General features: G+C 39.6%; 1 protein-coding gene and 3 pseudogenes. All 4 read left to right on the top strand.

Annotated features, from left to right (window positions below; all coding sequences use genetic code 11):
- The first annotated feature begins 332 nt into the window (after nucleotides 1–332).
- On the top strand, nucleotides 333–752 hold the full coding sequence (locus AFK68_RS16960; protein WP_246844238.1) for a hypothetical protein: 420 nt from the start codon (nucleotides 333–335) through the stop codon (nucleotides 750–752).
- 314 nt (nucleotides 753–1,066) lie between these two features.
- Nucleotides 1,067–2,651: pseudogene (locus tag AFK68_RS45530) on the top strand (substrate-binding domain-containing protein); the annotation flags it as partial.
- A 117-nt stretch (nucleotides 2,652–2,768) separates the two neighbouring features.
- A pseudogene (locus AFK68_RS45525) lies at nucleotides 2,769–3,552 on the top strand (DUF4912 domain-containing protein); the annotation flags it as partial.
- Nucleotides 3,553–4,539: 987 nt separating this feature from the next.
- Nucleotides 4,540–6,154, top strand: a pseudogene (locus AFK68_RS45520) (DUF4912 domain-containing protein); the annotation flags it as partial.
- Nucleotides 6,155–6,856: the final 702 nt, after the last annotated feature.

The following is a 6,856-nucleotide window of genomic DNA, read 5'->3' as shown; positions in this document are numbered from 1 at the left end:
ACCAATCACAAAACCCAACATTGCCAAGCGACCATTCCAAGTTTCTGCAAAGTCAGTAAAACCTAACTTTTTATCTTGATTTTCCATGACCATTATCCTTGTTTTATTTCAAGCTTATGTAATATAACTTAACTCAAAAAATCAAAGTTGGCAACATTATTTAATATTTTGATGAGGCCAAATAGTAAAGGGATGGACTAAACAGGTGTAAACTAACTACAGAACGATTCTTAAACTAAGATATGCCTCTGACTGATTATTAATTGTTGGACAGTTGTATGAGATTTTCAAATAGATACTAGGAATGGCCTTAGTTAAGAAGAGTAGAAAATTTGAGTAGGAATATAGAAATAGATATGGAAGGTTGTACAGTTACGGATCTGAAGATTGACAGCAAAAAAAACTGCTATCTCCTTGATGCTGAAGCTATGCGGAAAATTCAGGAAGAAACAGCAGTTTCGACAACATTAGAACCAGGAATCTATGTAATTAGAATTCGCAGTGGTTCGTTTGGATACCAAAATAACGGCAATAAAATTAGTGAACCTATTGTCATGTTGTGGATTTATGGTGGCAAGTTTATCAATAAAAAAACTAACTTAGAAGTAGAAGCTACTTGGTCAACTTTAAATGGTGATGACGATACTTTAACTTTAGAAGTGCTACAAAAAACAAATATTTGTGCATTTTTCTTTGATAGTTACATTGAGGATAATCAAGGAGAATTGACAATATCTATAGTTAAAATGTGAATTATTTGTTTGATGAACTAAAGATCGTAAACCTCAAAAAACTATTACTTTACTTCCATTTTAGTCATAACTAATCAAGAGTATATTTCATCAAAATCTATCTATTTACATTGAAAAAGCTCTCAGTAAAAAGCCCACTGAGGGTGTAATTACAAAAATTATTCATAAGGAATTTAGCCTTCAGTTGGAAAAAATTTAACTGTCAATTCATTAGTAAAAAACTAATAGCTGATAGGGAAGTTAGATTCAAACTGAAGGCTAATTGCTAAAGGTTAATTTAACCATATTTTGTCCTTCCTATAAATCAGATAAAAATGTCTTCATCTAGCCAAAAGTTATTTCAAATATCAGTAGTATTGCTAACCTTAACTGCTACTCCCAAGCCCTTAGAAGCTGCTAATTTATCTTTTTTAAGCAATACTGTCCTAGCTCAATCGGTCAATTCAGATACTACTTACCCACTACCTGAATCCCTGCCAAGTGGCACAAAAATAACATTGTCAGGCTCTAGTAGTATGACAGTTATTAATCAAGCACTAAAACAACGTTACGAACAAAAATATCCAGATGCTCAAGTTAAACTGGTATCAGGTAATACAAGTGCAGTATTAGAAGCCCTATTAAAAGGAGAAACAGATTTAGTAGCTGTGGGGCGTCAATTAACTTCTCAGGAAAAAGACCAAGGATTAGTTGAAGTCCCCATTAACAGAAGTAAAATAGCGATTATAGTCGGGCCGGACAATCCATTTCAAAAAAATTTATCATTCGATCAATTTGCCAAAATATTTAGGGGAGAAATCACAAATTGGTCAGAAGTAGGAGGCCCAGAAGTACAAATTCGCTTTATCGATCGCCCAGATTTTAGCGATACCAGACAAGCTTTCCAAAACTACGAGGTGTTTAAAAAAAGTCTATTTCAGACCGGAGGTAACACGATTCAGTTATCTGAGGATGATACAGCAGCAGTCATTAAAGAATTAGGTGAAAATGGAATTGGCTATGCGATCGCTGACCAAGTGCTGAATAAGGAAAATGTTCGGGTTGTTAAGATGCACACAATTCTGCCGGATGACCCCCGCTACCCATACTCTCAACCTCGTACCTACGTTTATAAAAAAGATGCTGCACCTCCAGAAGTTATAGCATTTCTTGGTTTAGTTACTTCTGAAAGTGGTCAAGCAGTTGTAGCAGCAGTAGACCAACAGAAGAAAACTGATGCCTCAACTGCGGGAGGTTTAACAACTGTATCCAGTCCAGATAATACAACTGAGGCAGCAGTAGACCAACAGAAGAAAACTGATGCCTCAACTGCGGGAGGTCTAAAAACTGCATCCAGTCCAGACAATACAACTGAGGCAGGATTAAACCAGCAGGAGAAAACTAATACCTCAACTGCGGGAGGTCTAACAACTACATCCAGTCCAGATAATACAACTGAGACAACACTGGTGCAAGCACCTACTGGTGATACCAATCAAGAAACAGAAAAAAAAGGATTTCCCTGGTGGATCTTACTGTTATTAGGAATTCCTTTAATAGGAGCATTATTATGGGGACTGCTAAGAGGGCGTGGAGATGAGTCAGTAGGAACAGGAGGAACTGCTGTAGCTCCTGGAACAACTACAGATTCAGACTCCCCCCCTGTAGGGGGAACTCCTGTTACTGGTGCTGGAGTTGGAGAAGGAACTGATGCACCAGCAACCCAAACCCCAGAAGGTGAAAATCAAGCAGCCATTGGTACTTCTGGCATGGGAGTAGCTCCCATAGCAGGAATAGCAGGAGTAGCAGGAGTAGCAGGAATAGCAGGGTTAGTAGCAGCCTGGGCAAACCAAGAAAAAAATAGTCAAATAACTCTGACCCCTAATTATGGTCAAACAGCATTAGCAACTTGGTCAGTACNTCTCCCCCTCTGTAGGCGGAACTCCTGTGACTGGTTCTGGAATCGCAGAAGGCCCTGACGCTCCACCCACCCCAACCCCAGAAGGTGAAAATCAAGCAGCCATTGGTACGTCTGGCATGGGAGTAGCTCCCATAGCAGGAATAGCAGGAGTAGCAGGAGTAGCAGGAATAGCAGGGTTAGTAGCAGCCTGGGCAAACCAAGAAAAAAATAGTCAAATAACTCTGACCCCTAATTATGGTCAAACAGCATTAGCAACTTGGTCAGTACCACAAGCAGACAAAGATGCAGCCAAATCATACGGTGGTGAGCAATATCAAGTACGAGTCTATGATGTTACAGATATTGAGCCAGATTCACAAATACCTCTACCCCAGAGTGTGCAACAGCATGATATCTTAGAATCAAGTACGCACAAAGAACTAGAGTCTCTAGAGACTCAACGAGAATATCTAGCCGAAATAGGTTATGTCACAGATGAGAGTGAGTGGCTAAAGTTAGCTCGTTCTGAGCGAGTGCAGATATTAGAGGAAGAAGTAGGAGTAGATACTACTGTTAGGGTAACTGAACCATCAGAAATAACTACAGTAACTCCAGAAACAGATACAGAAACTCCTACCACTGAAATAACTTCAGAAGATACCAATGAAACAGACGTTGGTAGTATTGTTACAGGTATTACCAGAATAGGAGGAATAGCAGGAGCAGCAGGTTTAGCAGAGACTCCAGAAGAAACAACAGAAGAAACTACAGAAACTTCTACCACTGACACAACTCCAGAAGATGTCAATGAAACAGAGGTTGGTAGTATTGTTACAGGTGTTGCTGGAATAGCAGGTTTAGCAGAGACTCCAGAAGAAACAACAGAAGAAACAACAGAAGTTCCTACCACTGAGAAAACTTNGGTTTAGCAGAGACTCCAGAAGAAACAACAGAAGAAACAACAGAAGTTCCTACCACTGAGAAAACTTTAGAAGATAGTAATGAAACAGATGTTGGTAGTATTGGTACAGGTGTTGCTGGAATAGCAGGTTTAGCAGGAATAGTAGGAGCAGGTTTAGTACAGACTCCAGAAGAAACTCCAGAAGAAACTGCAGAAACTTCTACTACTGAGATAACTCCAGAAGATGTCAATGAAACAGACGTTGGTAGTATTGGTACAGGTATTGCTGGAATATCAGGTTTAGTAGAGATTCCAGAAGAAACTGCAGAAACTCCTACCACTGACACAACTCCAATAGCAGGAATAGCAGGAGGAGCAGGTTTAGTAGAAACGGCAGAAACTTCTACCACTGACACAACCGCAGAAGATACCAATGAAACAGAGGTTGGTAATATTATTACAGGTTTAGCAGGAATAGCAGGTTTAGCAGGAATAGCAGGAGCAGGTTTAGTAGAAACTCCAGAAGAAACAACAGAAGAAACTACAGAAGTTCCTACCACTGACACAACCCTAGAAGATGTCAATAAAACAGACATTGGTAGTATTGGTACAGATATTGCCGGAATATCAGGTTTAGTAGAGACGCCAGAAGAAACTCCAGAAGAAACTGCAGAAACTTCTACCACTGACACAACCGCAGAAGATACCAATGAAACAGAGGTTGGTAATATTGTTACAGGTTTAGCAGGAATAGCAGGTTTAGCAGGAATAGCAGGAGCAGGTTTAGTAGAAACTCCAGAAGAAACTGCAGAAACTCCTACCACTGACACAACTTCAGAAGATACCAATGAAACAGACGTTGGTGCTATTGGTATAGGTATTGCCGGAATAACAGGAACTGGAATAGCAGGAGCAGGTTTAATAGAGACTCCAGAAGAAACTGCAGAAACTCCTACCACTGACACAACTTCAGAAGATACCAATGAAACNTAGCAGGAGCAGGTTTAATAGAGACTCCAGAAGAAACTGCAGAAACTCCTACCACTGACACAACTTCAGAAGATACCAATGAAACAGACATTGTTAGTATTGGTACAGGTATTGCCGGAATAGCAGGAACTGGAATAGCAGGAGCAGCAGGAATAGCAGCGTTAGTAGCAGCCTGGGCAAACCAAGAAAAAAATAGTCAAATAACTCTCACACCTGGCCCTAGTCAAACAGCATCAGCAACTTGGTCAGTACCACAAGCAGACAAAGATGCAGCCAAGTTACATGGTGGTCAGCAATATCAACTCCGGGTTTATGATGTTACAGATATTGACCTAGATTCACAAACAGCTCACAGTGTCAAGTATTATGATTCCGAAGAGTCCAATCAGCAGTGGCAAATAGGTAACTTACTGAGCGATGGCGAATATCAAGCAGAAATAGGTTATGTGACAGATGATGGTGAGTGGTTAAAACTGGCTCGTTCTCAGCGAGTGCTAATTCTAGAAGAATATGTCAGTAAAGAGACTAGGACAGGAACAGAAAAAGGATTAGTCAGTGGAGCTACCGCAAGGTGGAAATTGATGTCATCTCCCAGTCAAGTTACTATTACTCCTGATGATGCAGAGAATATGATGGTGGCTTGGAAAGTTTCTCAAACTGCTCAAAATCATGCCAAAGAGGAAGGTGGAGAAGAATACCAGTTACGAGTTTATGATGTTACAGATATTGAACTAGATGCACAACCAGCTAGCAATGTACAAGCTTATGATTGTGATGAGTCTACTCAGAACCAAATGCAAGTTCCTGTTGTGATGAGCGATCGCGAATATCAAGCAGAAATAGGTTATGCCACAGATGATGGTGAGTGGTTAAAGCTAGCTCGTTCAAACCGACTGCGGATGCCACCATCTAATATGACTCAAGAGAACAGTACACAGCTAAATGCAACTCAGACGACACCAGTTATTCCAAAAGAAGCATTGAAATCTAGTTGGATTACAATAGTTCCTCGTACTAATCAAAGTGCTTATGCTTATTGGGGAGTTGCTCAAACTGCTAAAGATGCAGCTAAACAACAAGGTGGACAGCAATACCAAGTGCGGATTTTGGATGTTACAGATATCGATCTAGAGTCACAAAAACCTCACAATATACAACAGTACAATTGTGATGAGTCTAGCCAGAAGAAGGAAATAACTATCAATATTGGTAGTGTTGGCTATGTTGATTATGTCGCTGAGATTGGTTATGTTACTAATAATTTCCAGTGGCTGAAGATAGCTAGTTCTAGTCCGATGCGAATGCCGGTGTTTACTGAAGTTGATTCTGTTGAAAAAACAGGAACAATTTTGTCTTCTACAGCAACAGCAACTATTGGCGCTGGTGCAGTTTCTCAAGTATCAAACAGCAAACTGGAAACAACTAAACAAACTAGCAATATTACCCCTGGTGACTGTGAAATTCAGCATCTTGTTGTTCATAGTCGCAACAATTGCTATTTACTAAATGATGAACAAATGAGGGGAATTAAGGAAACATCAGTTTCTCAAATCCTGGAGCCAGGGATTTATATTTTGCGGATTAAGAGTGGTACATTTGGCTATGGTTCTAATATTTGTCCATCTGGTGAGCNCTAAACAAACTAGCAATATTACCCCTGGTGACTGTGAAATTCAGCATCTTGTTGTTCATAGTCGCAACAATTGCTATTTACTAAATGATGAACAAATGAGGGGAATTAAGGAAACATCAGTTTCTCAAATCCTGGAGCCAGGGATTTATATTTTGCGGATTAAGAGTGGTACATTTGGCTATGGTTCTAATATTTGTCCATCTGGTGAGCCAGTGGTTTTATTGTGGATTTGTGGCGGAAAAGTGAAGAATAAAAAGACGAAAATTCCAGTTGAGCAAACCTGGTCAACTTTGAATGGATATAATGAAACATTAACGTTAGAAGTTCTGGAAACGGCAACTCTTTATAGCTTTTTTGTTGATACTTATCCTGATGATAATGAGGGAGAGCTTACTGTGTCTGTAGCTAGATTGTATAGCGGTACGCTCTAGGGAATAGTAAACTGTCAAAGGGTTTTTCGTATAGGGAAAAGCTCCGCTAACATGATTTAGAAATGTCCTAACCTTAATGTGTAGCGCTATATTCCTAAGTAGTAGTAGAATGATAACTTTGTAGGGACGTTGCATGCAACGCCCTTACAGGGTTTTAGTTGTTACAATGTGGTTTATCAATCTGAAAAGTGCTATAAAATATTAGGTATTGTAGTTGTGTACTTGTGGGAAATATAATTTTTTATATAATGTCTAAATACAGGTTTAACT

The sequence above is a fragment of the Hydrocoleum sp. CS-953 genome (genome assembly GCF_002260545.1).
Lineage (GTDB): Bacteria > Cyanobacteriota > Cyanobacteriia > Cyanobacteriales > Microcoleaceae > Trichodesmium.
This window is presented reverse-complemented; position numbering and strand designations above follow the sequence as displayed.